The following is a 25,426-nucleotide window of genomic DNA, read 5'->3' as shown; positions in this document are numbered from 1 at the left end:
ACCGGCGAGTTCCTTCTATGTACTGAAAAAGGAGGCTTAAGCAGCCATGTACCGAAAGGCATTGTACGTCTTTGACGGAGATCGGCCCGTCCAAGCCGTCGTCCGTTCCTATACGCAGGAGGACTTCCCCGGACTCATACGCATCCAGCAGGAAAGCTTCCCGCCTCCGTTTCCATCCGAGCTTTGGTGGAACGAGGAGCAGCTGACCAATCATGTAGCCCGTTTCCCTCAAGGGGCGTTATGCGTGGAGATCGGAGGCCGTCCCGTTGCCTCTATAACAGGCCTTCTCATAAACTGGGACCCGACGCATGCAGATCATACCTGGGAAGACATTACGGACAGAGGTTACATCACGAATCATCAACCGGACGGAGATACGCTATACATTGTAGATATATGTGCATTGCCAAGCTACCGCAAGCTGGGTCTGGGCAAGCTGCTGATGCAGTCGATGTACGAGGTTGTCGTCGAATTAAAGCTCCAACGCTTGTTGGGTGGCGGCCGGCTTCCCGGGTATCACCGTCACGCAGCTTCGATGACACCTGAGGAATATGTAAGCGCAGTGCTGAACGGCTCGCTGAAGGATCCGGTCATGACGTTCCTGCTTCGGTGCGGACGGACCCCGGTGAAGCTGTCTGCCAACTATTTGGAGGATGAGGAATCACTGAACTATGCGATGCTGATGGAATGGAGAAATCCTTTTCTTCAGACGTAATCCGTTCCCGTTGACCATAAAATGAATGAATAAAGGTTTAATTGTTCTCCGACAAGTAAACAATGGAATAGGGTACAGCTTCGTACACTACAACCATGAACTATGTCGATTGGAGGACACGTACATGAACAAAAGGGTGAGTCAAGGAGCCATGCTGCTCAGCTGCGCGCTGCTGCTTGCGACGGGCTGCGAATGGAAAGCTCATACGATGTCGGCGGCGACCCATCCAAGCCATGCTGCGCATCAAGATGAGCAAACCGCACACAGTGAGGGCTCTATGCAACAAAAGCCGGTGCCGGAGGTCGCGGCCGAAGATCGAACAACCTCGTCAGCTATGGAGAAAACGATTGATATTATCAATGGCAAAGGCAGCAAGATCGGTACCGCGAAACTGGTTCAAACCAGTCAGGGCGTGAAATTTTCGGTGGCTGTGGCCGGTCTGACCCCGGGCAAGCACGGTATTCATGTGCACCAGACGGGTGTATGCGAAGCACCGGAGTTCAAAACCGCAGGGGATCATTTCAACCCCGAAGGGAAGAAGCACGGCTTTGACAATCCCGATGGCCCGCATGCCGGAGATTTGCCGAATATTGAGATCGGCTCCGATGGCAGAGGCAGTGCCGAATTCGTAGATGCCAAGGTGACGCTGGAGAGGGATAAAGCCAATTCCCTTCTTAAGCCGGGCGGCACTTCGCTTGTAATTCACGAGAAGGAAGACGATTATAAGACGGATCCGTCGGGCAATTCCGGAGCGCGGGTCGCTTGCGGTGTGATCCTGTAATACACAGAATTGGGAGCGGAAGAGCATTGCCGCTGCCGTCATCCTATGTTACGATGTAACGACACCCACCTTGTGGCTTAGTTCTATAAGCTTATGGGGTGGGTTTTTATGTTGAAATTGTTCATGTTTGGGGGAGCAGGTACGGATGAAATTTGAAGTGGACTACATCTCATTTTTTGTGATCCAGGTCGACGGGGAAGAAGGTCAGGGCGGGAAGCGGTGCAAGCATTACCAGACGCTTGATGGAGAGGACTATGCGGAGAGTGAGCTCAGCTCGTTTTTGGGCGGCGAATTTACCAAGATTGCGAAGCGGAATGCGGAGCGCAACCCGAAGGCCGAACAGGTTCCGACCAAAATTGGACGGTTTGCCGTTGAGCCGGGCTATGATCTGGACAGCAATCCGAACTATAATATGTTCGCCCGGCTGCGCACGGCGGAATCCCGGGAAGCCTATATTGAACATGCGGAAGCAATGGTACAAGCTTATATGGATACAAGTGCGATCCGCGGCGGGGCCGTATTCATTGTTCGAGCCAAGCATCAGCAACTGTTCGACGAGCCGTTCATGTTCGTACTGAAATGCGATTTCGAGCAAAAAATTGCGCGTATTACGGATGAACGCAGTCTTCTAAATAAAGTGGAAATGGCGATCAACGCCAAAAATATGAAGTCTATCATGTACCCTCATATGCCCGAGGAAGGGATGCTGGAACTATGGGAGCTGAAAATTCATCAATCGTCCCATGCCCGGTATTTTGAGGATTTCTTGAAGTATGTCGAGTACGAGAAATCCATCCCTGAAATAATGAATGAGCAGGTCATGGGGTTTGTTCATCAATATATTGAGGAAGTGTATGAAGAACATTCGGAGGCACGGGAGAAGGAAGTTCAGGAGATGGAGATGTGGGCCTGCAGCGAGCAGCGGGAGCTTCAAGAGAAATGGTCTCCTATCCAGGTGATGGAGGCCTCCTCCATTCTGATCGAACAAAAGCCTGACATCGAGATGAAGCTGAAGCTGGGCTCCATGACGGTAAGAGCGCTCCTGGCGGATTTCGGCGATCAATTGCATATAGCGAAGCTCGGAAACAAATACGTTGTTGTGCTGGAAGGAGAAGGCCTGTCGTTCGACAAAGGCATTTCTCCTGTCGAGCTGCTGCACCCCGAGCCTTTGGAGCACATTATCGACCGGATTCAGCGCAAGGCGGAGGAAGAACTGGAGCTGGTGTAATCCGGGTGGATGAACCGGTTTTGGTCGTAGAAAGGAAAGTATAAGATTGACAACCTTCGTCTACCTTGACAAACACTCCATTTGGATAGATGGCAAAGCCGGTTATCCTTGTTTCATTGGAATGTTTGGACGGCGCTGCCGGTATAATGAAGATGTGCGGCAAACTTTCCATGAAGCATCCTTCCATGGCCGCACCCGATAAGGACGTAACGAGGTCAAGGGGCGTGCAAAGTGCCATGAAGATTGCGTTTGTTTTGTTCGATCAGGTGACGCTTCTGGATTTTATCGGATTCTATGATGCGATGACGAGATTGAAATCGCTTCAGCTGATGGAAGAGGTTTCCTGGGACTTGTGCGGGTTAACGGAGGAAGTGTCGGATGAAGCGGGAGTCATGTTGAAAATCAACCGGGTTCGTCCGAACTTGTCCGAATACGATGTGGTTTATGTTCCGGGTGGACGGGGAACGAGAAGGCTTAAGGGAGACCCGCAGTTTATTTCGTGGCTGCAAACCGCCGCTCAGGCGAAGTACAAAATCTCAGTCTGTACTGGTGCGCATTTGCTTGGTGTTGCCGGCTATCTTGAAGGCCGGAGAGCGACGACGATTGCGAGTGCATTTGAATCGCTTTTGCCTTATTGTGAGGAAGTGCTGGATGAACGAATCGTCAAGGACGGCGATGTGGTTACGGCAGGCGGCGTTGCGACGTCGCTAGACCTGGGGCTGTTCATGATCGAGTATTGGCTGGGACCCTATGCAGCCCAGAAGGTGCAGGATGAGATGGACTATCCGTACTATGTCACGCGAAAATATATCGTTTGATTGAAAACAAACCCGCAGAACCGTTAATGGTGCAGCGGGTTTGTTTCATTAAGAAAGGGCCTTTGACACCCCATCGGCACACATGGATAGATTTACAAACACTTAACTTGTCTTGCTTCTGTGTCCATGACTATAATTTTAATTGACAACGTTGTCATATGTGTTTTAAAAAGCTCATAACACCGCAAAGTTCGTGGAATTTCGACATGCTGGAGCAAACATGACTTCTGTGCATTTGACAAAAGCCGCTAAGCCGTCCAAGTCAAAAGGCCGACAAGGCAGGCGGTGGTGACCGGCACATCGGGCCATCGTCCGCTTCCTCCGGCAACTTAACCCAAGGAGGGATCTTGTGAACAAGGTAGTTAGAAAGACATTTCTAACGGGCATTGCGGCAGTGCTTCTGCTGGGTGGCATCACCCTGAGCCCGGTGCCGCACATGAATGAGGCACATGCGGCGGATACGATCAACGCCTGCAAGCCTTATGGACCGTGGCAGGGGGCGAAGTATAACCCTAGCAAGCTGATGAAGCAGCTTGGTCAGCCTCGCGCCGACGAGGTGGGGCCGTTCCTGTCCGCACATCGGGGGGCATGGGGAACGGATGCGGGGCTTTCCAGGCCGGCACCCGAAAATTCTCTCATCGCCATTGATAATGCGGCTGATTTGAAATTTGAGATGGTGGAGCTGGATGTCAAGCTTTCGAGTGACCAGAATTCGTCGGTATCGCCCAAGCTGATGCTAATGCATGACTATACCCTGGGTCGGACAACCGATTATGCCGAGACGCATACCAACGGCGGTTACTGGAACCCGTTTCTCGGCCAGACCGAGAATGGATACCGGCCTCAGGAGCACGGGGATTGGAACACGCTTGCCAATTACAATCCGCTCGTCAATAAGCTGTCCAGCAATGAAGCAGGCCAATCGAAGCTGATCCTTTTTGACAAAAGTCAGGGCAATTTGGGCAGCTTGAAGGGGGCGAATGCAATTGGCCGGTGGTCTGTCGGCGATTACGGCACAGTTCCGTCACTGGACCAAGCGTTGGATTATATCGGTAAAAGGTATCCCGGCATGACAGTGGTCGTGGATCTTCGCCATCTGAAGGAGGTAAAGGCCGCCACCAAGGCGATCGACCAAATTACCGATTGCAGCGGACGACCGGCGAACGAATGGGTCATCCTGAAGCCTTTCGCGAATGTGTTCAAAGGGGGCTTTTTCAACGCCAAGGTGCCCGGCTCCACTACGCCGGATCCGGAGTCGGTAGCAGCACAAATTCCTAATTATACTAAATACAAATGGATTCCGGTTGTGTCTAATCGGCTGGTCTATCCCAATCCGCAGGGAGAGCCTTCAGTGATCCCTGGATCGCCGGGGCCGGATGTTACCCAAATTATGGAGAATGTTACCCAGTATTTGAATGATTGGGCCCGGTTTCTCGGCGGTCCGGTGGTCACCTTCGAAAACGGGGTAGGGGATTTCAGCAATCAAGCCATCAAAGATGCTTACAATGCTTTCAAAGGCAAGGTGACAAACATGGAATCGTGGCGTCCGCCCGACATTAACGTGGCCGCTCCCGTGCTTGATCCGAACAACGGCAACAAGACGATCATCGGCTTCAATTGGAAGGACGACGGTACGGGTGCATATCCAGTTTATAAGGAAACCTCGCGCAGCTATGAGGATACGAAAAAATGGGCAGGCGCCCTGACGATTGAGGATCCGCTGTATGTGCTGAATGCGGAGACCTTTACCCGTGCGGCGACCCAGCTCGCCATATCCGATGTTTCGGATTTCAACACCTTTAACGAGTACGCTTTGGTGGCGGCCGGAAGCGGCAAAGCGATGGACATTGCAGATGGCAAGTCGGCTGACGGCACGCAAGTAGCCCTATGGTCGCTCCATAAGCTGGACAATCAGCTCTGGTCCGTAAGACAGAACAGCGACGGAACGGTGAGGCTGCTGAGTCCGTTTACGAACAAGTCGCTGGATCTCCCCAACAGCAATAGCGTCAATGGAACGGCCGTGCAGGTTTGGACCAGCAATAACACTGAAGCGCAGAAATGGTTGTTGTCTGACAATGGGGATGGCACCTACGCGATCATCCATGCGGACAGCGGTAAAGTGCTGGATGTGGACAACAACGGCTCGGCCAACGGCACGAAGGTTCAGATTTGGGATCCTCACGGCGGCATCAACCAGAAATGGCGGCTGATTCCGGTGAAGACCTATCGGCTGCCATCCGTAGGGAATCCCGCGTTGATGATGGGAGTTTTCAATGCATCGAACTATTCAGGCGCCCAGGTGGAAATGGGGGAGCCGATATTAAGCAGCGTCCGCTGGAGAGCGTTAAATCATGCTGACGGAACCTTCTCGCTTGTGAATATCCGTCCCGGACAAAGCTACATCCATGCAGGAGCCATGGTGCTGGAGCCGCAAAGCAAGTTCACCCTTCAGGGCACCAGGCTGCAAACCCTGCCTGTCGACGGGACCGCAACCCAGAACTGGTCGCTCCTGTATAACAAAGCCGACGCCTCCTACACGCTACGGCATCCGTACAGCACGTGGGTCGCGGATGTGTCGGGCGGTGTCATCGTGCCGGAAGCCGATCTGATCCTGTACCAATCCAACGGGAACGCCAACCAACGGTGGAAGGTTCAGTCAGAGTAGCTTTACAAACTCTTCATATGCGGGCCTGTCCTTCCTGTGGTATCATCGCCTATGACAATGTTGTCATACTTGAAAGGCGGGTACCTGGTTTGGAAAAAAAATATACAATCAAAGATATCGCGCAAATGGCTGGCGTGTCCTTCAAGACCGTTTCGCGGGTTATCAACCACGAGCCGAACGTGCGGCCCGAGACGCGCCGTAAAGTGCTGGAGGTCATCGAACAGACCCATTTCAAGCCCAATTTGTTCGCCAAGAATCTGCAGAGCAAGTCCGTCAAAAACATTCTGATCTCCATCCGTAAAGCCCACGGCCAAAATACGACCCAGTGGTTCGACGTGCTCATGTCCCACCTGATGAGGCTGGCAGGAAGCCGCAGCTACAACCTGATCTATGAGGTGGTTTACGACGACAGCGAGCTGGAGCATTCCATGCTGGAGCGGCTCAGCGGCTTCATCGGTGTAGTCATCCTGTTCTATCTGGAGGACAATGACAAGCGCATCGAGCTGGCCCGGCGCAGCGGAATCCCGTATCTCAGCTTTGAGAAGAACCGCAGCGTCCCCGTTTCCGTCTCCAACAACAACCGCAAAGGGGTGGAGGAGGTAGCCCGGTTTCTCTTCGAACGTGGACTGACCCGCATCTGCTTCATGCTCGGCGCGGAGATCGAGGTGAATCGGGAACGAGCGGAGGCCATGCTGCAGACGTACAAATGGCACGGCATTCCACCGGAACGGCTTGAAATCGTCTTTTACATGAATAATCTGGAAAGCATTCACCGGTTCGTCACCGGCAAAATCGGGAGCAAGGAGCTGCCGGAGGTTTTTTTCGTCTCGGGCGACGAAAAGGCGATCGCCGTGTACAGTGCCTTACAGGAGCAAGGACTGCGCATTCCGGAGGATGTGTCGGTCATCGGCTTTGATAACATCCCCATCTCGAGTTATTATTCGCCTCCACTGACGACAATGGGGCAGGATTTTGAGCGGCTCGCGCTGGAGCTGTTTGCAACCGTGGATAAAATGATGGACCGGGAAGAAGGGGTTATCCCAGTGGAGGTGAATCCCCGGCTCATCGTCCGTAAAAGCGTCCGGTAGCCGCGTTACTCTGCCCGGCCGATCGATCCAAGCTCCCATTCCGGTGACGAACCGAACAAATCGCATAAGAGAATAGGATGGGTGTCGAACATGAATATGCTGCGCAATGCGCTGCCTCTAGTATCGCTTACCGTTATGCTGGCCGCTTGCTCCCCCGGAGGAGAGGTCAAGCCGACCGTGAACAACACGGTCCAGAAACCGGACGAGAAAGCTTCACAAGCCTCGAAGGAGCCGGTGAAGCTGGAGGTTGCCTCCAACGCCTCCGGCTCTACCCTTGAAGCCTACAAAACGCTGGTTTACCAGTTCAATGCCGCGAACCCGTCCATCCAAGTCGAGCTCAATCCGATCGCCAAGGATTATGAAACGCTGATGAACGCCCGGATGGCCTCGGGCGATCTGCCGGACGTATTCAACACTCACGGGTGGTCTGTGATGAAATACAGCGAATATTTGCGGCCGTTGAACGATCAGCCCTGGGCATCCAGCCTGGTGGACGAGATCAAGCCCATCGTAACCAATGACAAAGGCCAGATGTTTGTCCTGCCCTTCGATGTGGATATGACCGGCCTTCTGTATAATCCAACCATCCTGAAGGAGCTGGGCCGATCCGTACCCGCGACATGGGAGGAGTTCGCCGCCGTCTGCGAAGCTGCCAAACAAGCCGGCTACACGCCGATCCATGTAGGCGGCAAGGATGACAGCGGCCTGGCGGGTATGATCAACCGGATTGCCCTGTCCCTGCTCATCATGGATTCAGGAAAAAATTACAAAAAAGAGCTGGCCGAAGGCTCCTTCGATTGGAACCAATTCGACCGGGTAACGGCGCTCATCCTGAGCTGGAAGGAAAAGGGCTATTTCAACGTGGACAATGTGACTGCTGACAAAAACGCAACTCATACGGCAATGGCGAAAAATAAGGCGCTGTTCACGTTCCAGTCCAATCAGTCCATCACCGAAATCAAGAAGCTGAATCCCGATTCCAAGGTAAACTTGATGCGCATTCCGACGCTGCTCAAGACGGATGAGCCGTTCCTGATCAGCGGCGAGCGGGATGCTGTCGGTGTATGGAAGAGCACAAAGCATGAGAAGGAGGCGCTCCAATTTCTTAGCTTCCTGGCCCAGCCGGAACATGTATCGGCCGTGGCTGCCAGCTACGGGATTCCCGCGGCGCTCAAGGGAGTCAAGGTAGATCTGGGGTCTCAAGGAGACGTGTACGGACAATTTTCAAAACTATCCGTAACGAACCATTTTGACAGGCAATATTTGCCTAACGGCATGTGGAACACGATGAAAAGCGTCGGGACAAGCATGCTGTCCGGTATGAGCGCCAAGGACGTATCGAAAACCATGAAGCAGGACTACGACCGCCTGCGCTCCGCTGCGGCCCGATGATCCGCCCGGAGTCGGTTGGTGCGTCCAGGGGCAGGGGACGGGTGGTGCTGGAGCTGCACCGCCATCGTCTGTATCTCCTTTGCTTGCCGGCATTTGTCCTCTTTGCCGTGTTTGAGTTTTACCCGCTGCTCCAGGGCGTCCGGCTTTCTTTCACCGATTGGAACGGCTTCTCCCAGACGTACCGTTATGTCGGCTTGGACAATTATGTCCGGCTGTTCCAGGACACCCGGGTTGCAACGGCGCTGCGCAACACCCTGATATACGGCTTGGCGGGAGCCGCCGTGCAGAATGTATGGGGGCTGCTCTATGCGCTGCTCCTGAATCAGAAATTCCCGGGGCGCGGGTGGGTCCGCGCCGTGATCTATTTGCCCGTCCTGGTCTCGGGTCTGATCCTTGGCTACATCTGGTATTTTCTGATGCAATACGATGGGGGAGCCTTGAACGATGCGCTGGAGCTGTTCGGCGGAACGCCTGTGGACTGGCTGGCGGAAGGGCCACGGGCGGTGGGTCTTATCCTGTTCATCTCGTCCATGCAATACGTGGGTCAGGCGATGGTCATCTATTTAGCCGGCTTGCAATCCATCCCCACCGCCTATTACGAGGCGGCCGCTATCGACGGCGCGACCCTGTGGAGGAGGTTCGTCCACATCACGCTTCCGCTGTTGGCCCCGGCCATTCTTTCTACGGTGATTCTGAAACTGATAGGGGGGCTGCAGCTGTTCGATGTCATCATGGCGCTGACCAACGGTGGGCCCGGCTTCAGCAGCCACTCCATTCCGACACTGATTAACTACCTGTATTTCGGCAATCAGAATGCCGGCTATTCGGCGTCGCTCGGCATCGCATTATTTGTGCTGATTCTGTCCATTACCTTGTTCACCAACCGGATGGCATGGCGAAAGGGGGAAGAGACGTAGATGCTGTCCGCTCGCAAATTTCTGCTCACGCTCCTTGGGATCGCCATTGGGGCCCTCCACGCCGTGCCGCTGTATATTGCTCTGACTGTGGCGCTGAAGCCAGCCCACGATCTGTCGTCCCGGTGGCTGCTGCCGAAGGCGCCAACCCTGGAGCATTTCCGGTTCGCCTGGGATGCGGGTGGGCTGCCCCGGGCGTTTGCCAATACATTGCTCATCACGGCGGTTACCGCGCTGCTGGTGGTGGCCGTCAGCGCCATTGCCGCTTACCCGATCGCGCGTATCCGATCCCGTATGAGCACCATGGCAATGAATGCGATTCTGGCGGTGATGATGATTCCATCACTCAGCGTCATCGTGCCGCTGTACGCGGTGATGAATCAGCTGGGGGGGATCAATACCTATTGGGGTATTATTTTGGTACTGACCACAAACAGCCTGCCGCTGGCCATCTTTTTGTATGTGAACTTTATCAAGGCTGTGCCGAAGGAGCTGGACGAGGCTGCCATCGTAGACGGCTGCAGCGCGTTGGGCGCCTTCCTCCGGGTCGTGCTGCCTCAACTGCGGCCTGTTACGGCTACCGTGCTCATTCTGAAGGGGTTGGGAGCGTGGAACAATTACCATTTCGCGCTCTATTTTCTGCAAAAGCCGGAGCTGCGCACGGTAACCCTATCGATCGCGGGCTTCTTCAGCGAATATTCATCTGATCTGAACGCGGCTTCCGCTGCCGCGCTTCTGGTGGTGCTGCCGGTGCTCGCGGTCTTCCTGCTGCTGCAAAAGCAGTTCGTCGCAGGGTTAACAGATGGCGCCGTCAAGTGACGGCGGCAAACGACTCGACACCCATTTAAACAAAAGAAAGGAATCTGACCTCATGCTCAACGGAGCCTTTGTGCAAAGCCTGGAAAATCATTACCGGAGAGACCTGTCGGAGCAGCCTTTGGAATGGACCGTTTCTCCGGCGCTGCACCACAAAATAACCGAGGACGGACGGATGCAGGCCTTCTACGGCGCCACAACCGTACTGAAGCTGAACGAAGAGGACAAGCTCAAATGCCGGGCCGTGGGGGAGCGGCTGTTCGAAGGACTGAGCCTGCCATTGGTCACCATCCTGCCGGAAACATACCACCTGACCGTCCATGCGCTCAGCAATCCATATAATGTACCCGGTGGAACAACGGAGCTGGTATTGGCCGATATAGCCCGTCGGGAAGAGACGGTAGCGGTTTTATTCCGCAACGTGCGGGAGATGTATGGCGGGGAGAAAATCCGAATGCGGGCCCTGGGTCCGAGCACCAACGGCAAGGATGTGGTCAGCCTGAAGTTCGTTCCGTCCCAAGATAGGGATGCCAAGCTTCTGTGTGACCTGTTCCAGAGGCTGGAGTCGCTGCTTCCGCTCCAAAAGCCTTATGTGCCGCATGTCTCGCTTGCCTACTTTTTGCCGCGCCCTTATAACGCTGGGCAGATCGCAGCCCTCTATAACCGGCTGAGGGAGCTGGATTCGGACGCGTTCCGTTTTGAGCTGACGCTGGATGTGATGGAGATGGCCTACCAGCTGCATTCCCATATGAATGATTTCCGCGATATCTTTACGGTCGGAAGCGTTGGCTTGCACCCTTAGCGCCGGGCTTTTTGCCTGCCATTGAAGATGAAGCCGTCCCGCGAGGGAACGGCTTTTCGTTGCGTTTGCATCACATTTAATCTGTCAGGGAAGTTAAAGCCCCAGAAGAAGATCAATTGTGTTGGAGAATTGAGTTAGACTCGCTGAATTAGCAGCTGATTATTTTTCTTCAGTTGCTTTTGAACTCGTATTAAAGTCGATCGGCGCAATGCCTTCCGCCCGCCACACCGTGCCTCTTTTCTCGTACTCGAATAACTTCTCTACGGCATTTGCGATTTGGGGCCCTGCCTCGCGGTCGACCAAATACAAGGCCACGTCAAGTCCCGAAGTTACGCCTCCTCCGCTCACCAAGCGAGGACCATCTTCAACGACTCTGGCTTCAATTGGAATTGCACCGAGAGCTCCTAACGCAGCCATCCCTATATGATTGGTAACCGCATATCGATCTTTCAACAAACCTGCCATTGCAGGCAGTAATGTACCTCCACATACTGTAGCCACCGTAACTTCCTTATTGTTAAAAGCTTGCTTCATCATATCCGGTAAGCCAGTCTTCATGGTCTGCTTTAATAGATTCGGAATGGCATCTTCCGTATCTCCCGCCGGCTTGCCCGAAGCGCCAGGAATCAAAATAATTCCCGAACGATTGGGGTCTAAGGCGGCTTGCGCTTCGAGAGCGGGGCCGTTCATACCGCTTGGAACAGAACGCTTGCCTTCTGCAGATACCAGCTCCACAGTAACGGCCCCGCCGGAGTACATCCCCGCAGCAGCGAATACTTCATATGGTGCTAATGCGTCCAGCAGATCGAAACCATCGAATAATACAATTTGAACATGTGTACTTTTAGCCTTGGTTAAAACATCATTATTCTCTGATGGCTGTGCATTTGCCACAGGGGCTAATAGACTTAGAACAAGTGCCAGCGACATGAGTAATACCCAACATTTTTTCATCTATATACCTAGTCCTTTCGATTAGCTTTAGGCATACAACGGAATGAAACCCGATAGCCTTAAGCTATTTTTGTATTCTTACTAAACAAGTGGGAGAGCCGTAACATTGTGAACAACAACGAATCCTTGAATCTGCGGATCGGCCTGGTTAGCCTGCGGTATTCCTTTTCTCAAGTTCTCCTGTAGTCATCCGGTTTTTCATACCTCCTTTATCCGTTTCTGCGTAGGACGAATCATTACCGATGTTTTTGCCATCCGTGTTCGCAAGAAAAATAATAATAAACGATGATCTCAAAAGAGTTATTAAAAGATCTCAAAATAATAAGCAATACATCACAAATTAGTCACGATTCACCTTGGCCCATAACGATTAATAAATTGAGGTGGATAAAAATGGCCCAGCCGGACGCTGAAAGTGAAATCGTTTGGCATCAAAATCGAAGCAAATCAAAGAAAAAAGCAGTTCGTCTCTGGCGGAGATGAGCTGCTTTTTTGCACTGGCAAAGGAAGTAAAGTCCCTGACATCTAACTAATTGACAGCATACTGTCGAATTGGTATGATGCAATCATGAACATGACAAACAAACCAGAAGATCCACTAAGCAGATTTTCACTAAGTATATTCCACATTAATGGGCTGCTCATGCGTTCCGGGGACATTATCACGCGTTCAATCGATCAAAGCAGTGCCAGGTGGCAGGTTCTTGGCCGCATTGGATATAAACCCCAGACGGTGGCAAAGATCGCTCGTGATATGGGACATGCGCGTCAGAGCGTGCAGCGTGTCGCAGACGTATTAGTAAATGAAGGCCTGGCTAGCTATAAGGAGCACCAGACCGATCGACGCACAAAGCTGGTTGAGCTTACTCCGAAAGGGGCAGAAGTACTGGGTGCTATCTACGAACAATATGCTGAATGGAATCGCCATCTCATGGCCAAACTCGACCCGGAGCAATTGGATAAGATAGCAGATGCTCTTGAGCACGTCGGGCAAATTCTGAAGAAGGAGGTAGACTTCTTTAAAATATAAATCAATTAGGAGGTGTGGCATCATGCAGCGTTTATTTATTTGGGTCGAAATTCCTGTAAGTAACATGGAACGGGCCAAAACGTTTTATGAGCGGATTTTTAAGATTGAAATGCCAATAATGGCGATGGGGGATTCGAATTATGCGTTTTTCCCTGTACAGGAGGTGTTTAATGGGGGGGCTCTGGTTGAGGGCCCGAATCACAAGCCGGCAGCAGTCGGCGTCACTGTATATTTGGACGGAAGCCCCGATCTAGCGACAATTCTGTCACGGGTTAACGAGGCAGGCGGAAAGGTGATCATGGAGAAGACATATACGGGCGAGAATGCCGGCTATTTGGGGATGTTTCTTGATTCGGAAGGAAATCGCATCGGGCTACAGCATATGTGAGCTTCCGCAAAGCAAGATATTTTTTAAAATGGAGTGTACTTATGAAAAATATATACAACCCACTGCATACAGCGGAAATACTGAACCGTATGGAGCATTTAAATCCAAATTCAAAGCCGCAGTGGGGAACCATGAATGCTGCACAAATGTTGGCTCACTGCTCAGCGTTTCAAGATATTCCAATGGGAAATGCTTTTCCCCCTAGAGATTGGTTAGGAAGGTTCATAGGAAGATTTGTGAGATCGATTTTATTTAATGACAAGCCGTTACCAACCGGTGTGCCAACAATTTCAACCATACGTATTTTAGATGATAGAGATTTTGAGACCGAAAAAGAAATACTGAAACAAAAGATTTTAACTTTCCAAAGTAACGGTCCCGAGAAATGTTCATCCTACCCGCACCCTTTTTTTGGCAAATTCACCCCTGAACAATGGGGGAAAGGAATTTATAAACATCTTGACCATCATTTGAAACAGTTCAGTGTCTAGTATTTTGAGAAAGCTTCTCCCCGGCTGCCTCCTGGAGGTACCGGGGAGACAGACTTTTACAGCACTGCATGCAGCTAGTTCCAGCCTAGGGCATCGAGCTTTAAGCGCCGGTAGAAGTGGGATGCAATGGCGATGACAATTGCGCAGCAGCTCGTATAGATCGTGTAGTAAAGAGGAAGCGAAATAAAGATGTGAAGCACCCCCTTATGGACCAACAGTGCCTGTAAGCCTGCAAACACAATAATCGATCCAAACCGGAATAAATGTTTCTCTGTCACAATGATTATGATGGTTATGAGCAGCGCTTTTACGAAGGCATCAGCGGTTGCGACCGCCACGTCGTCCCGAAAAGGATCGGCGAAAAAGCCGCCATGGAATAAACGTGCCCCTGCAAGGGCAAGCGTGAACATCATGGTTGAGGCCAGGCTAAACGAAAACATGAGAAGCGACAAATAGACAATGCTGCGCAAGCCCTTCTTCAGCTGCACTACCCATAGTTTTGCAATCAGGAAGAAGATGATCAAGCTGACGAACGTAAAGAATTCATTCCACCAGAAATGCTTGAATACCCCTATATAACTGAAGAATCGTTCAATCGCGGCCAATACGAGCGCAAGCCCTGCAATCCAAGGAAACCGAAGCTTGTACAAGGCTGCGATGACCCCTATGATCGGGACGGAAAGCATATTCGAAACAACTGCCCCCAACACATTATCCTGAAAAGCTGGACCGCTTATAAAGTGAGGCCGATATTCGTAGCTCTTGAGGATGACCATGATGATGTATTCAAACAAATAAATTTGGCCTGTAAAAATGAGAAGCTGTGGAAAGATCGCTTTCTGACGGGTATGCAGCCAGACAACAAGTAGGACCAGCATATCGATTCCCGCCAACGTCACGTACGGAACTGCATTCACCAAGGCTGCTTTCCCCCCAACCGTTAAGAAAGTTTCATCTATGTAAAATGATGCCCCGATGTTTGGCAAATGATGTCATGCCTTATGTATTGAGCAGCGGCCGTCTAAGATTGTATGTTCAATCCTAGTCCGGCCGCTGTTTTTTAAAGAGCTGGGGATCATCCGTTACCGAAACCCTGCAAAAGAAGCAGCAAGGAACTAAAGCTCTATCCTCTCTGGACACTTTCACTAGCTCACTAGCGGCGCTTGCGGAACACATCGAGCAAAAGGTCGCTTTTCTCCGGGTCCTGCGTTTCCCATGTTGAAGCAAAGCGAACCTGGTGGGAAACGCCCAGGATGTCATACCGGTTGACCAGGTGCTGGCGCGCATTGCCGATGATCAGCGAGTGAAGCCGCACCTGCTTGCGCGCCCCCAGTTCGGCCAGGCTTTGCCGAACCGAGGCACTGATGGTCCCGATGCCGTCGGTGACCATCACGAAGTCGGCATCCTCGAAGCGCGGATGCCCCTCCACGATCTCGATGCCGCGTTTGATCGGCGCATCGAAATGGGTGCCGCCGCCGAAGGCGAGCTGCGAGAGCGCGTACAGCGCGGGCCAGTCCGGCTTGCGCCAGTAGAGCGGCTGCTCCAGCAGCTCGCCCCGCGCGCCGAACAGCAGCAGCACGAAGTCGCGGCGCTCCAGCAGGCTGAAGGCGGCGAAGGTCGCTACAAAAATTTGCGCGAGCCGCAGCTTGCTGCCGCGCATCGAATGCGACGTGTCCAGCATGCACAGGACGGGCCCCTTCTGGGGCTCGTCGGTATGTCCGGACACGTTGTAGGTCAACAGCTTTCGGTCGAGCCATTTGACCGTGAACAGCATTTCGTAGTCCTCGTCCGCCAGCAGGCTGGCCTCGCTAGGCAGCATATGGGAGATATCGCCGGATTGGCGCAAATCGTCATACGATTCAGGGATATGCGGCGTCTTCATCCGTTTGCGCTGCACCTTCAAATGCTGCAGATTGCGGCCAACCTCCTGCAAAAATGCAACAAGATCGGGATGCCGCTTCAGCTTATCGAGCCAGCGCATGTAATTGGCGAACTCCTGACGATGCAGACGTCCGAGATCGCTGCCCCACCGCCGGTTCGCGATCCGTTGGCTTGCTTGAACCAGCTCATACGCGTTCAAGGTTTCAGTGTCCTCGACGCCGAGCGTTTCCTTCAAAGCGCGGTTCAACCACTGACCGAGCTGTTCCTCCAGCTGCCGGAACGTCTCTTGATCGCGCTTCGTGAACCGTTCAAGCTGCCGCTCCCGCTGCTCCAGCTCGGCCTCGGTTTTTTTGAGCCTCTGCCGGGCTTTGTCGCGGCGGACGAAGTCCGTGCGCATCTCCTCCTGCAGTACTTCGATCCGCTCCTTCAATCGAGCGATTTCCGCTTCCACGAGCGGCCGGGAGTCGAGCGCGGACTGTTGTTCCTCGACATTGCGTTTGCCCTGCTGCAAGGTATAGCCGACCAGCTTCAGCTGGGCAATCTGCTTCTCGGACAAATGCTCGTTAATTTGTGCGGATTCCTGACCCTGCTGCTGCTTTTGATCGTTCAGACCCAGCGTCAGCAGCTGCTCGTCCTGCTTCCGCCGCTTGACTTCCTCATTGTAGCTGGAGGTCAGCCACATGAGGGCTTTAAGCGCCGTTTTGAACGAAGCGTTCACCTCGCCGATCGTACGGGGATGAATAGAACGGTAAAAATATTGCCGAAGCAGCTGTCCGACCAGCCAGCGATGAAACGGCGAAGCGTCCTTCGACCGGTCCGTCTGCGGGTCCTTTAAGTAAAAGCACATAAAAAAATCGGCAAACAGCTCCACGGAGAACCAAGCTGTCGTTGCTTGCGCCTCTCGAACCCATTCCTGCGCCGTACGGGAGGAATGAATGTAGCCGTCAAACACGAATCGATCGATTCGGGCGCATTGAATCATCATGTACGTTCACCGCCGGTTTCATCTTATGGAATTGTTCTATAACGTGTAATCATAATGGATGCCCGGGATTTCCCGGTCGAACAGGGTCCGGTACAGCCCTTGAAGCGTCTGGAGAATACGTTCTCCCTGAATGCGGAGGTGCGTGTATTTGACTGCGTACGGATCCGTATGCTGGATCAAGAAATTTTGGTTGCGGATATACCCAGGTAAGTCCTTCTCGCGCTGCTGCCATTGGACGAGCTTACCGCGAAGGGTGCGTGCCGTATCCTCAAGCTCGCTCTTGCAGCGATCCAGCTTTTCCCGTGTCGCTTCCTGGGCTTCCTTGCTGAGCCTGGCACCGACTTCCTTCTTGAACTGAAAGGAGTGCAGCTCATCCTCCATATCGAGCCACTGGCGGGTCGTCTGGTCGTAGGCTCGCAGCGGCAGCTCCCGCTCGGATTCCTGCTTCAGTGCCTCCTGGAAGCTTTGCTGGAACAATTCCTTAAGCGTCGGGAGATCCTCTGGCAGGTCCCACAGCATATGCGGCGTGAATACAGTGTCCCACACATTCACGCTATCGCGTCCGTTGAGAGCGGCGGAGGTTTTCCATACCTGGCCGATTTTACGCCAACGGCGGTCGGAAAGAGTGAATTCTTTTGCCTCCATGTTCGTTTTCAGCTGGTACAGCATGTAGATTAAAGCCTCGGGAATCGTCACCCGTTCCGCTGCTTGACGGACGGTTTCCACATCCTTCAGCGTAAGCAGGGTAGGCAGCGGCTCCGATGGCAGCTGGAACATTTGCTCATAGCTGGACATTTGCTTCAAGAAGCCCACCTCATAGCGGATCAGGAAGCGGTCGTACAGCGCTGTTAACTGTTCGTTTTCTTCGGGCAGCTCATTGGAAGCGGCCATCAGGAAGACGAGGGGCGAAGCTTCCTTTTCCCGTCCGTTAAAAAAGATGCGTTCGTTCAAAATCGATAGCAGCGCATTCAGAATGGCGCTGTTGGCTTTAAATATTTCATCGAGAAAAGCGAAATGAGAGGAGGGCAGATACCCCTCGGTTTGGCGAACGTATTGATCCTGCTTCAGCATCTGCAGTGATACGGGTCCGAACATTTCATCCGGTGTCGTGAAGCGAGTCAGCAAGTAGTCGAACCAGCGCCCGCCTCCGAACAGCTGGGAAATGGCCCGGGCCAATTGGGATTTGGCAGTACCTGGAGGCCCGATCAGCACAACGTTCTCCTGGCTCATCAGGCCAAGCAGAAGCAGGCGGATCAGCTCTTCACGCTCCAGAAACCGGCTTTCCAGCAGACGGATCGCTTGCTCGATTTTGGATTGAATCGTCTCTATTTCTTTCATGGCTTGGCTATGGCCTCCTTCATGATTGCGTATGACGTAGTCTTATTCGGCGGCATCCCTTAACAAAAAAATGCGCAGGTTTATTGTAACAAAATTACATCCGCGATACGAATACGGGGTGGATTTTTATTCCAATCCGCAACATGATATGATGGACAAGATGAGATGAATAAAGGAGGGCTTCACCATGTCAACGATTTATGAGCTTAACGTACCTACGCCGGATGGCGGAACCAAGAGCTTCAACGAATATAAGGGAAAAGCCGTACTTATTGTAAATGTAGCTTCCAAATGCGGGTTTACTCCGCAGTATGCCGGATTGGAGAAGCTGAATCAGCAGTATAAAGATCGTGGACTGGTCATTTTGGGCGTACCCTGCAACGATTTCGGGGGCAGGAGCCAGGGACGAGCGAGGAAATCCAGCAGTTTTGCAGCTTGAATTACGGAGTCACCTTCGAATTGCTGGGGAAGGTGCGCATTTTGGGTGAGGAGAAGCATCCCTTGTACCAATGGCTGACCGAGCAGTCGGAGCCCCAAGGGGACGTGAAGTGGAACTTCGAGAAATTTCTGATTACTAAGGATGGCGACGTTGCGGCACGGTTCACGAGCCGAGTCACTCCTGAAGACAGTGAGTTGATACAGGCGATCGAGAAGGAGCTTTAAATCGAACTTAACCTTATATATGTGATGAATAAAAGCCAGCTGCGAGGACGGAGGATTGCTCCAGTCGTGAGGGCAAAGCTGCATAACATCCCTTTCCAACAGACAAATCTGCTTTCTGTCGGAAGGGATGTTTTTTGTTGGGAGAGACGAAGGGTCTTGCCCAAGTGTATTTGACAAAATTCAGCAAAATCAGCAATATGATTTCCTTTTTATGCTATACTGGCCTTAGTCATTTTACCAAAATGGGATTATTCAGACCGGAAACATACAGGGAGATCACAACATGTACAACATGGACGGGATGTATACGCTCAGCTCACATCCTTTATTTGAACAGAGCCCGGATGCTCTATTGCTTTTGAACCGCAAGGGCATCATTGTGCATACGAATAACGCTTTTCAAAAACTGCTGGGCAGTGAGCTTGAATCCATAAAGCATTGCACCTTGGAGCAATTGCTGGAACAGGAAAGCCGGCCAGCCTTCCAACATAGCTTCCATCATGCGCTCACTGGTGAAAATGATCAGGCTCAAGCGGTCATACAGCGCCGGCATGGTCAACGGCTGCAGCTGGAGCTGCGTATGATCCCGGCGAACACTCAGGAAGAACGCATGGTGTATGTGATCCTGAAGGATATGACGGAACAAAAGGTTGCTGCTCAAATGATTGAGCATATGGCTTATTACGATACATTAACCGGTCTTCCGAACCGGACGCTGTTTCAAATCCAATTGACGCAGGAGCTCGCTGCCGCCAACAGCGGTGAACGGACGGCGCCGTTTGCCATAATGATGATCGGACTCGATCGATTCCAGCTCGTTAACGATTCGTTCGGCCACAGCTGGGGGGATATGCTGCTGATGCAGGTCAGCGATCGTCTGCGGGAATGGGCGGGGGATACGCATCGCATCAGCCGGATGGGCAATTATGAATTCGCCTTGCTGGTCCGTCACTTCGACCATACGAATGATATGGTGGAACTGGCCCGCCACCTTCAACTGCAGCTGATGGAGCCTTATTATGTACATGACCGAGAGCTCGTCATTTCCAGCAGTATCGGCTTGGCAATTTATCCGTATGATGGAATCGACATGAATACGCTGCTTCGGCACGCAGTCAAAGCTCAATCGGCTGAGAGAGCGGGAGGGCAAGGGCTTTTTCGGCTGGATGCTTCCGCTGAAACCTCAGCCAGCTCGCTGCAGCAGCTGGAATGGGAGCATGATCTGCGCAAAGCATTGGAACGCGGCGAGCTAGAGCTGCATTATCAGCCTCAGTACGATATACGAGATATGAGGTTGATCGGCATGGAAGCGCTCGTCCGATGGCGTCACCCGAAGCACGGCTTGATTTCGCCCGCACAATTTATTCCCCTCGCAGAGGAAACGGGACTCATCATCCCGATCGGAGACTGGGTGCTCCGGACGGCCTGTCGTCAAAACAAGCTTTGGCAGGAGGCGGGGTGGCCTGCCTTGACCGTATCGGTAAACCTGTCTTTAAAGCAATTTCAGAAGCTCAATTTGATTGGAGATATCGTCGGGATTTTGCAGGACACCGGATTGGCCCCAAGCTGCCTGGAGCTGGAAATTACGGAAAGCGTGGCAATGCATAACGTAGAGCAGGTTATCCGCAAGCTGAATGAGTTGAAGGGCTACGGCATTCGGATTTCGATGGATGATTTCGGCACCGGCTACAGCTCATTGCATGTGCTCAAAAAAATCCCGATCCAGAAGCTCAAAATCGATCAGTCCTTTATCCGCGACATTACGACGGATACGGATAGCGCTGCTATTGTATCTACAATTATTGCAATGGCGAATCATTTGAACCTTGATGTGGTCGCCGAAGGAGTAGAGAGCGAAGGCGATCTGCAATTTTTAAATGCGCAAAACTGCCCCCATGCCCAAGGCTATTATTTCAGCAAACCCGTTTCTGCGGCTGAATTTGAATTGATATTTGCAAGCCATAAGTAATTTTGCACGGTCTTCATGTCTGCCCCTCTTTTTCTATCGAGTAAAAAGGTCTATAATAGGGAGCAGACTTCATTTTTTCATTTTTATGCACACGATTGCAAAAAAGCATCATTGCCCTTGTTCCCACTTGGAACGGGAGGTCATTATTTTCATAAAGCTCAGGAGGAATCGAGATGGAAACGATGGAACAAAAATATGCGAAGCTCGGAGAGATCCTGAAGTCCATGGAACAAATTGTTGTGGCGTTTTCCGGAGGCGTGGACAGCGCTTTTCTATTAAAAGCGGCATTGGAATTTATGGGCCCGGATCAAGTGCTGGCCATTACCGCGGACTCTGAAACCTACCCGGTCCGGGAGAAAGAGGAAGCGATTGCACTGGCGAAGGAGTTAGGCGCACAGCATGTCGTGATTCATACGAGTGAGCTGGATATTCCAGGCTACGCCGAGAATCCGACGAACCGCTGCTACTTTTGTAAAAATTCGCTGTTCGATCACCTGATTCCGATTGCCAAGGAACGCGGCTATAACCATGTCGTATTCGGAGCGATTGCCGATGATTTGGGCGAGCATCGTCCAGGTCTGCAAGCAGCCCATGAGCAGGGAGTTCGGGCGCCGCTCCTCGAAGCGGGAATTACGAAGGCGGAAATTCGCCATATGTCCCGTCAAGCCGGATTGCGGACATGGGATAAGCCTTCCTTCGCATGTCTATCGTCCAGAATCCCTTACGGGGAGGCGATTACGGCTCAGAAGCTGTCCATGATCGACCAAGCCGAGGATTTCTTGATCCAGCTTGGCTTCAGACAGGTTCGGGTGCGTCAGCATGATAATTTGGCGCGTATTGAAGTACCGGCATCGGACCTGGCTCAAGTGCTGGCAGTTGCAGAAACGGTCCATGCCAAGCTGAAGGAAATCGGCTACGCTTATGTGACGATGGACTTGAAAGGCTACCGTTCCGGAAGCCTGAACGAAGTGCTGAGTCCCGAACAGCAGGCTGTTCACGCGGAAACAGCGCGATAACAGCATCGGACGATAATAAACAAGAGGCAGGTGCCTACCATTGACGAAACCGAAAGTATTGTTGACCCGGAAGCTTGCAGAACCGATTCTGGCCTATTTGCAGGAGCACTTGGACTGTACGATGTGGGATCAAGAAGGCTCTATGCCAAGAGCGGAGCTGGAGGCGAAAATTCACGACTATGAAGGCGTGATGCTGTCCGGAGGTCCAATTAACGCATCCTTCCTGGAGAAAGCGCCCCGTCTGCGAGTCGTGAGCTCCGTTTCGGTCGGCTATAACCATTTTGATATCGAGGCGATGCGGGCGAGAAGGGTGATTGGTACACATACCCCCTATGTGCTCGATGATACGGTAGCCGATTTGGTGCTGGCATTGATGCTGTCGGCGGGCAGAAGAGTAGCGGAGCTGGATGCTTTCGTCAAGCAGGGGAACTGGAAAAAAGGCGGCGTGAAGGAAGAGCAGCTGTTCGGAATGGATGTCCATCATGCTACGGTAGGGATTATCGGCATGGGGCGTATCGGAGAAGCCATTGCGAAGCGCGCCGTTCATGGCTTCGATATGAAGCTGCTGTACCACAGCCGGACTGCGAAGCCGGACATCGAAGCTCGCTTCGGCGGGCGATTCTGCTCGCTGGAGGAGCTGCTGAAGGAAGCGGATTACGTCGTCCTTATGACCCCGCTGTCTCCGGAGACTGCGAAGCTGATTCGTGCGGAGCATTTTGACTTGATGAAGCCTACGGCCTTCTTCATCAATGCTTCCCGCGGACAAACCGTGGATGAGCAGGCGCTTACTCAGGCACTGCAGCAGGGGAAAATACGCGGAGCGGGACTCGACGTGTTCGAACTGGAGCCGGTCTCGCCGGATAACCCGCTGCTGAAGCTGCCGAATGTCGTTACGCTGCCGCATATCGGATCGGCTACCGATCAAACCCGCTATGAGATGGCCAAGTTAGCTGCGCACAATCTGGTCGGCGCATTGACCGGGGGCAAAGTTCACGTCGTACCGGAATTGAAGGAGCTTGTGGAAGCTTAGGCTGCCATGAGCTGCTATAAACAAAGAACACCCGTACCAGGCCTTATGTTGATAAGGCGGTACGGGTGTTTTGGTATTTTTATGAGCTCCAAGCAACGAAATCTCCCTGGATCCCTGCCAGCAGGGGGGAAGGGCTTCCGCTGTACCACAGCTGCAGGTCGTGCAGCGCACGCGTGCAGCCGACATAGAGCAGCTTCGCATCCTGAGGCGTTGCAGTGTACTGCTCCTCGGTGACATCGAGCAGGATCACCGCATCGAACTCCAGCCCCTTCGCCATAAAGGCAGGGACCAGGGAGATGCCCCCTTGGTAATGCTGACCGCCTGCGGCGATCAGGTTGACCTGCAGACCAGCGGCGGATAGCCGCTTGTGAAGCTGCTCACTGCGGGCCTCCGTTCGCGTCAGGAGGGCGATGGTTGTCGTTTCGCCCGACTGCAGGCGGGCGATTTCTTTTTGCAGAGCTGGGATAAGCTCCGCTTCCTCGATCTGCTTGACCTGGACGGGGTCCGCGCTGCGGAACACCGGAACGGCGAGGGCCGTCGGCTGCTCCAGCCCGTTTTTTAATACCTCGTTGGCAAAATAAATGATTTCCATTGTCGAGCGGTAGCTTCGATTGAGTTGATAATAAGCAGTAGTCCCACCATCGAATAGATCGGTGAATTCGGTCCATTCGCGAATCCCTTGATAGGCATGAATGCCTTGGGAAAGGTCTCCCAATATCGTAAACGATTGATTCCTCGTATGCTGATGAAGAACCGCCACCTGGAAAGGCGAGAAATCCTGGGCTTCATCAATAACCGTATGATCAAAGGTCAGATCGCCATGAATGCCGAAGAAGCGGATACGAATATAGAGCAGTGCAGCGAAATCCTCCGGCTGGACTGTTTTTTTCTTTAAATAAGCCTGTGTTGCCGCCAGCAGCTCCACCGGGAGATCCGCATGAAGCTCTTGAGGCAGAAACGCAGGAGGGCCGTCGGTACGGAACAGCTCTTTATAGAAGGTGAATGGCGTATAAGCGGTCCAATGCTTCGTATAGTCGCGCAGCTTGGCAGAGGCTTTCTTCTTGTATTCCTTCTTCAGATGAACCTCCCATACTTTTTCCAGCTCCATTTCCATCCACCGTTTCATTCTGGCCAGCACACGCTCGCGGCGTTTCATCAGCGGCTCATGCTTGTTCTCCACGTCGTACCATTGACGAATGGCAGCCGCCTTCAGCTTGGCGCCCTCCCATGGAATGAAGTCCGCATGAGGAACGGCCGTGGCTTCATAATGATCCAATACTTGATCCAGCCAGCTTTTGAACCGAATCGAGCCCTTCCAGCGGCCTGGCGCTGTGTCATCCATGGCTGGACGCCCGGTCCCGGTCTGGAACCAGAAGCGCAGCCGTTCGGCTTGGTCTGCAAGCTTCACTTCGTGCTCCAGCAGCTCCAGCGCCCAATCGGTAAAGGTCGTTTGTTGAATGTGGCCGACGCCGAGCTCCGGAAGCACACCGGAAATATAATCAAGAAACATCCGGTTGGGGGCAAAAATAATCATCCGCTCCGCCTTCACCTGATCCCGGTATTGATAGAGCAAGAACGCGAGGCGGTGCAGGGCGACCGTCGTTTTCCCGCTGCCAGCGACCCCTTGAATAATGAGAGCCGTATTTTTCACCGCGCGGATAATGGCGTCCTGCTCGGATTGAATTGTCGATACGATGTCTCTCAGCTTATTGTCCTTGTTCTCGCCCAAACGGTACAGCAGGAACTCATCCGTAACCGCCATCGTATCGCCCGAGCGGTCGAACGTGTCGACGACCCGCTGCAATATTTGCTTGCGAATGACAAGGTTGCGTTTCAAATATACAAGCCCCTCAACCAGACCATCGGGAGAATCATAGCTCACGGCATCCGTACCGCCGGTAAAAGAGTAGAACAGGCTGGCAACCGGGGCGCGCCAATCAATAACCATCAGCTCCAGCGACGGGTCCTTCTCGACGCCGACCTTCCCTATATATAATGGAGCTGCTTGATCGTGGCCGTTTTCCTGGAAGTCCAGTCTGCCGAAATAAGGCTCGGATTGGGCTACGGCAAGGTTGCGGCGGCGGGTTTCCCGAATCGAATCCAATACTTGCTCCGTGTGATCCTGTCCCGTGTAAGGGGGGATGTCCTTTAACACTGCCAGCTGACGGTCAATTTCTGTAAACGTTTCCTCTAATCGTTTCAACTCTTCTTCATATGCGCTCTGCACACTGGCTTCCAAGAATACAACCTCCATTCAGATCCGTGCTTTCTTCTTAACAGGAGATTTAATATAACATAGTTCATTTGGGATTTGCAACCAGAAAAAGGGAGGGATGGCAAGCCGGAAGCGGCCGGAGGAAAACGTAAAAAAACACAAGACAGCGGAAACGAGTCCCTAGATGAAAAAGCGCTGCGGCTAGTAAGATAAGCCCATAGACACAAAAGTCCATTATTCACTTGAG

At 52.6% G+C, this 25,426-nt stretch carries 21 protein-coding genes and 1 pseudogene; 17 read left to right on the top strand and 5 right to left on the bottom strand.

The genetic code is table 11. The features are described 5' to 3' along the window. Nucleotides 1-46: 46 nt before the first annotated feature. The 10 genes from CF651_RS01605 to CF651_RS01560 all read left to right on the top strand — a co-directional run bounded on the left by CF651_RS01605 (nt 47) and on the right by CF651_RS01560 (nt 11,219). A complete protein-coding gene (locus tag CF651_RS01605) occupies nt 47-715 on the top strand; it encodes a GNAT family N-acetyltransferase (protein ID WP_094013084.1) in 669 nt (222 codons plus the stop codon). Between the two features lie 124 nt (nt 716-839). Next, nucleotides 840-1,496, top strand: coding sequence for a superoxide dismutase family protein (locus CF651_RS01600; protein WP_245855597.1), 657 nt, complete (start codon nt 840-842; stop codon nt 1,494-1,496). Nucleotides 1,497-1,641: 145 nt separating this feature from the next. Beyond that, nucleotides 1,642-2,724, top strand: coding sequence for a DUF3900 domain-containing protein (locus tag CF651_RS01595; protein WP_094013083.1), 1,083 nt, complete (start codon nt 1,642-1,644; stop codon nt 2,722-2,724). A 236-nt stretch (nt 2,725-2,960) separates the two neighbouring features. Next, nucleotides 2,961-3,542 (top strand): DJ-1/PfpI family protein, encoded by a 582-nt coding sequence (locus CF651_RS01590; RefSeq protein ID WP_094013490.1) that lies wholly within the window; start codon nt 2,961-2,963, stop codon nt 3,540-3,542. A gap of 349 nt (nt 3,543-3,891) precedes the next feature. Beyond that, entirely contained in the window at nt 3,892-6,207 is a 2,316-nt protein-coding gene (locus CF651_RS01585; RefSeq protein ID WP_094013082.1) for an RICIN domain-containing protein, read from the top strand. A gap of 89 nt (nt 6,208-6,296) precedes the next feature. Continuing rightward, nucleotides 6,297-7,295: a LacI family DNA-binding transcriptional regulator gene (locus CF651_RS01580; protein ID WP_179232645.1), complete on the top strand. Its 999-nt coding sequence runs from the start codon at nt 6,297-6,299 to the stop codon at nt 7,293-7,295. A 90-nt stretch (nt 7,296-7,385) separates the two neighbouring features. Further along, nucleotides 7,386-8,687, top strand: coding sequence for an ABC transporter substrate-binding protein (locus tag CF651_RS01575; RefSeq protein ID WP_094013080.1), 1,302 nt, complete (start codon nt 7,386-7,388; stop codon nt 8,685-8,687). Nucleotides 8,688-8,731: 44 nt separating this feature from the next. Beyond that, on the top strand, nt 8,732-9,604 hold the full coding sequence (locus CF651_RS01570) for a carbohydrate ABC transporter permease (protein ID WP_245855595.1): 873 nt from the start codon (nt 8,732-8,734) through the stop codon (nt 9,602-9,604). Beyond that, on the top strand, nt 9,605-10,420 hold the full coding sequence (locus CF651_RS01565; RefSeq protein ID WP_094013078.1) for a carbohydrate ABC transporter permease: 816 nt from the start codon (nt 9,605-9,607) through the stop codon (nt 10,418-10,420). Continuing rightward, entirely contained in the window at nt 10,404-11,219 is an 816-nt protein-coding gene (locus tag CF651_RS01560; RefSeq protein WP_144029000.1) for a 2'-5' RNA ligase family protein, read from the top strand. Before CF651_RS01565 ends, CF651_RS01560 begins: the two co-directional genes overlap by 17 nt. A gap of 159 nt (nt 11,220-11,378) precedes the next feature. Here CF651_RS01560 and CF651_RS01555 read toward each other — a convergent pair whose 3' ends face one another. Further along, nucleotides 11,379-12,173 (bottom strand): DJ-1/PfpI family protein, encoded by a 795-nt coding sequence (locus tag CF651_RS01555; protein ID WP_094013076.1) that lies wholly within the window; start codon nt 12,171-12,173, stop codon nt 11,379-11,381. Nucleotides 12,174-12,741: 568 nt separating this feature from the next. Between CF651_RS01555 and CF651_RS01550 the strand changes: the two genes are divergently transcribed. From CF651_RS01550 to CF651_RS01540, 3 genes are read left to right on the top strand one after another with little or no spacing between them, the layout of a single operon-like run. Beyond that, nucleotides 12,742-13,203, top strand: a complete 462-nt coding sequence (locus tag CF651_RS01550) for a MarR family winged helix-turn-helix transcriptional regulator (RefSeq protein ID WP_094013075.1) — start codon at nt 12,742-12,744, stop codon at nt 13,201-13,203. A gap of 22 nt (nt 13,204-13,225) precedes the next feature. After that, the gene (locus CF651_RS01545) at nt 13,226-13,591 is read left to right on the top strand and encodes a VOC family protein (protein WP_094013074.1); all 366 of its coding nucleotides are present in this window, start codon (nt 13,226-13,228) and stop codon (nt 13,589-13,591) included. A gap of 41 nt (nt 13,592-13,632) precedes the next feature. Further along, nucleotides 13,633-14,082, top strand: a complete 450-nt coding sequence (locus tag CF651_RS01540) for a DUF1569 domain-containing protein (protein ID WP_094013073.1) — start codon at nt 13,633-13,635, stop codon at nt 14,080-14,082. 74 nt (nt 14,083-14,156) lie between these two features. Here the strand turns inward: CF651_RS01540 and CF651_RS01535 are convergent, their stop codons facing one another. The 3 genes from CF651_RS01535 to CF651_RS01525 form a co-directional block, all read right to left on the bottom strand. After that, nucleotides 14,157-15,002 carry a hypothetical protein gene (locus CF651_RS01535; RefSeq protein ID WP_094013072.1) on the bottom strand — a complete coding sequence of 282 codons (846 nt, stop codon included), beginning with the start codon at nt 15,000-15,002 and terminating at the stop codon, nt 14,157-14,159. A gap of 233 nt (nt 15,003-15,235) precedes the next feature. Beyond that, nucleotides 15,236-16,948, bottom strand: coding sequence for a hypothetical protein (locus CF651_RS01530; RefSeq protein ID WP_094013071.1), 1,713 nt, complete (start codon nt 16,946-16,948; stop codon nt 15,236-15,238). 36 nt (nt 16,949-16,984) lie between these two features. Continuing rightward, the gene (locus CF651_RS01525) at nt 16,985-18,286 is read right to left on the bottom strand and encodes an AAA family ATPase (protein WP_094013070.1); all 1,302 of its coding nucleotides are present in this window, start codon (nt 18,284-18,286) and stop codon (nt 16,985-16,987) included. Nucleotides 18,287-18,473: 187 nt separating this feature from the next. Here CF651_RS01525 and CF651_RS01520 point away from each other — a divergent pair. The 4 genes and pseudogenes from CF651_RS01520 (at nt 18,474) to CF651_RS01505 (ending at nt 22,964) form a co-directional block, all read left to right on the top strand. Next, a pseudogene (locus CF651_RS01520) lies at nt 18,474-18,949 on the top strand (glutathione peroxidase). Nucleotides 18,950-19,232: 283 nt separating this feature from the next. Further along, the gene (locus CF651_RS01515; protein ID WP_094013069.1) at nt 19,233-20,918 is read left to right on the top strand and encodes an EAL domain-containing protein; all 1,686 of its coding nucleotides are present in this window, start codon (nt 19,233-19,235) and stop codon (nt 20,916-20,918) included. A gap of 173 nt (nt 20,919-21,091) precedes the next feature. Continuing rightward, nucleotides 21,092-21,934, top strand: coding sequence for an ATP-dependent sacrificial sulfur transferase LarE (larE, locus tag CF651_RS01510; RefSeq protein ID WP_094013068.1), 843 nt, complete (start codon nt 21,092-21,094; stop codon nt 21,932-21,934). A 40-nt stretch (nt 21,935-21,974) separates the two neighbouring features. Continuing rightward, nucleotides 21,975-22,964, top strand: coding sequence for a 2-hydroxyacid dehydrogenase (locus tag CF651_RS01505; protein ID WP_094013067.1), 990 nt, complete (start codon nt 21,975-21,977; stop codon nt 22,962-22,964). A 79-nt stretch (nt 22,965-23,043) separates the two neighbouring features. Here the strand turns inward: CF651_RS01505 and CF651_RS01500 are convergent, their stop codons facing one another. Continuing rightward, nucleotides 23,044-25,203 carry a HelD family protein gene (locus tag CF651_RS01500; RefSeq protein ID WP_094013066.1) on the bottom strand — a complete coding sequence of 720 codons (2,160 nt, stop codon included), beginning with the start codon at nt 25,201-25,203 and terminating at the stop codon, nt 23,044-23,046. Nucleotides 25,204-25,426 lie beyond the last annotated feature (223 nt).

The sequence above is a fragment of the Paenibacillus rigui genome, assembly GCF_002234615.1.
Taxonomy (GTDB): Bacteria; Bacillota; Bacilli; order Paenibacillales; family NBRC-103111; genus Paenibacillus_S; species Paenibacillus_S rigui.
This window is presented reverse-complemented; position numbering and strand designations above follow the sequence as displayed.

What these genes read in the sequence shown, in the direction of transcription:
- CF651_RS01515 (WP_094013069.1), top strand. Translation starts at nt 19,233, where the DNA reads ATGTACAACATGGACGGGATGTATACGCTCAGCTCACATCCTTTATTT.
- CF651_RS01600 (WP_245855597.1), top strand. Translation starts at nt 840, where the DNA reads ATGAACAAAAGGGTGAGTCAAGGAGCCATGCTGCTCAGCTGCGCGCTG.
- CF651_RS01595 (WP_094013083.1), top strand. Translation starts at nt 1,642, where the DNA reads ATGAAATTTGAAGTGGACTACATCTCATTTTTTGTGATCCAGGTCGAC.
- CF651_RS01540 (WP_094013073.1), top strand. Translation starts at nt 13,633, where the DNA reads ATGAAAAATATATACAACCCACTGCATACAGCGGAAATACTGAACCGT.
- CF651_RS01555 (WP_094013076.1), bottom strand. Translation starts at nt 12,173, where the DNA reads ATGAAAAAATGTTGGGTATTACTCATGTCGCTGGCACTTGTTCTAAGT.
- CF651_RS01565 (WP_094013078.1), top strand. Translation starts at nt 9,605, where the DNA reads ATGCTGTCCGCTCGCAAATTTCTGCTCACGCTCCTTGGGATCGCCATT.
- CF651_RS01525 (WP_094013070.1), bottom strand. Translation starts at nt 18,286, where the DNA reads ATGAAAGAAATAGAGACGATTCAATCCAAAATCGAGCAAGCGATCCGT.
- CF651_RS01530 (WP_094013071.1), bottom strand. Translation starts at nt 16,948, where the DNA reads ATGATGATTCAATGCGCCCGAATCGATCGATTCGTGTTTGACGGCTAC.
- CF651_RS01590 (WP_094013490.1), top strand. Translation starts at nt 2,961, where the DNA reads ATGAAGATTGCGTTTGTTTTGTTCGATCAGGTGACGCTTCTGGATTTT.
- CF651_RS01545 (WP_094013074.1), top strand. Translation starts at nt 13,226, where the DNA reads ATGCAGCGTTTATTTATTTGGGTCGAAATTCCTGTAAGTAACATGGAA.
- CF651_RS01550 (WP_094013075.1), top strand. Translation starts at nt 12,742, where the DNA reads ATGAACATGACAAACAAACCAGAAGATCCACTAAGCAGATTTTCACTA.
- CF651_RS01560 (WP_144029000.1), top strand. Translation starts at nt 10,404, where the DNA reads ATGGCGCCGTCAAGTGACGGCGGCAAACGACTCGACACCCATTTAAAC.
- CF651_RS01575 (WP_094013080.1), top strand. Translation starts at nt 7,386, where the DNA reads ATGAATATGCTGCGCAATGCGCTGCCTCTAGTATCGCTTACCGTTATG.
- larE (WP_094013068.1), top strand. Translation starts at nt 21,092, where the DNA reads ATGGAAACGATGGAACAAAAATATGCGAAGCTCGGAGAGATCCTGAAG.
- CF651_RS01605 (WP_094013084.1), top strand. Translation starts at nt 47, where the DNA reads ATGTACCGAAAGGCATTGTACGTCTTTGACGGAGATCGGCCCGTCCAA.